The organism is Exiguobacterium sp. s75, assembly GCF_018617145.1.
Classification (GTDB): Bacteria; Bacillota; Bacilli; order Exiguobacteriales; family Exiguobacteriaceae; genus Exiguobacterium; species Exiguobacterium profundum.
On record NZ_JACSJQ010000014.1, the window covers coordinates 1 to 899 of the forward strand.

The 899-nt window shown below is 49.2% G+C and carries 8 tRNA genes and 1 rRNA gene; all 9 read right to left on the reverse strand.

Annotation, left to right across the window (positions count from 1 at the left end):
- Position 1: 1 nt before the first annotated feature.
- A tRNA-Leu gene (locus KNO68_RS14795) sits at positions 2 to 89 on the reverse strand.
- 9 nt (positions 90 to 98) lie between these two features.
- Positions 99 to 173, reverse strand: a tRNA-Gly gene (locus tag KNO68_RS14800).
- A gap of 15 nt (positions 174 to 188) precedes the next feature.
- Positions 189 to 269: transfer RNA gene (locus KNO68_RS14805), tRNA-Leu, on the reverse strand.
- A gap of 37 nt (positions 270 to 306) precedes the next feature.
- A tRNA-Lys gene (locus KNO68_RS14810) sits at positions 307 to 382 on the reverse strand.
- 12 nt (positions 383 to 394) lie between these two features.
- A tRNA-His gene (locus KNO68_RS14815) sits at positions 395 to 470 on the reverse strand.
- Positions 471 to 480: 10 nt separating this feature from the next.
- A tRNA-Thr gene (locus KNO68_RS14820) sits at positions 481 to 556 on the reverse strand.
- 8 nt (positions 557 to 564) lie between these two features.
- Positions 565 to 640 (reverse strand) — tRNA-Phe (locus KNO68_RS14825).
- Positions 641 to 659: 19 nt separating this feature from the next.
- A tRNA-Asp gene (locus KNO68_RS14830) sits at positions 660 to 735 on the reverse strand.
- Between the two features lie 75 nt (positions 736 to 810).
- Positions 811 to 899, reverse strand: a 5S ribosomal RNA gene (gene rrf / locus KNO68_RS14835); the annotation flags it as partial.

Consider the following 899-nt stretch of genomic DNA (forward strand, 5'->3'; position numbering starts at 1 on the left):
ATGGTGCGGTCGAGAGGACTTGAACCTCCACGGTGTTAACCACCACTAGGCCCTCAACCTAGCGCGTCTACCGATTCCGCCACGACCGCGTATTAAGATGGAGCGGAAGACGGGATTCGAACCCGCGACCCCGACCTTGGCAAGGTCGTATTCTACCACTGAACTACTTCCGCATAAGTATTTAGAGATGCGGGTGAAGGGACTCGAACCCCCACGTCAAAGACACTAGATCCTAAGTCTAGCGCGTCTACCAATTCCGCCACACCCGCATGTGAAATTACGTATTGAATAAAAAATAATGAGAAATGGTGAGCCATGCAGGGCTCGAACCTGCGACCCTCTGATTAAAAGTCAGATGCTCTACCAACTGAGCTAATGGCTCATTAAATTTTAATGGGGCGGCTGAAGGGAATTGAACCCTCGAATGCCGGAATCACAATCCGGTGCGTTAACCACTTCGCCACAACCGCCATGAAAAAATGGTGCCGGCGAAAGGATTCGAACCCTCGACCCTCTGATTACAAGTCAGATGCTCTACCAACTGAGCTACACCGGCGTGTTATATGGTGGCTTTGGACGGAATCGAACCGCCGACACAAGGATTTTCAGTCCTTTGCTCTACCAACTGAGCTACAAAGCCATACGTATTAAATTAAAAATGGCGGTCTCGACGGGATTCGAACCCGCGATCTTCTGCGTGACAGGCAGACATGTTAACCCCTACACCACGAGACCGTTTTAAGTCATATCGACTTTACCTATTTTAAAGGTCATTCTATGTAAAGTCAATAACTTTTTTAAAAAAATAAAGCCTGGCAACGTCCTATCCTCACAGGGGGAGATCCCCCAACTACTTTCGGCGCTGAGACGCTTAACTTCCGTGTTCGGCATGGGAACGG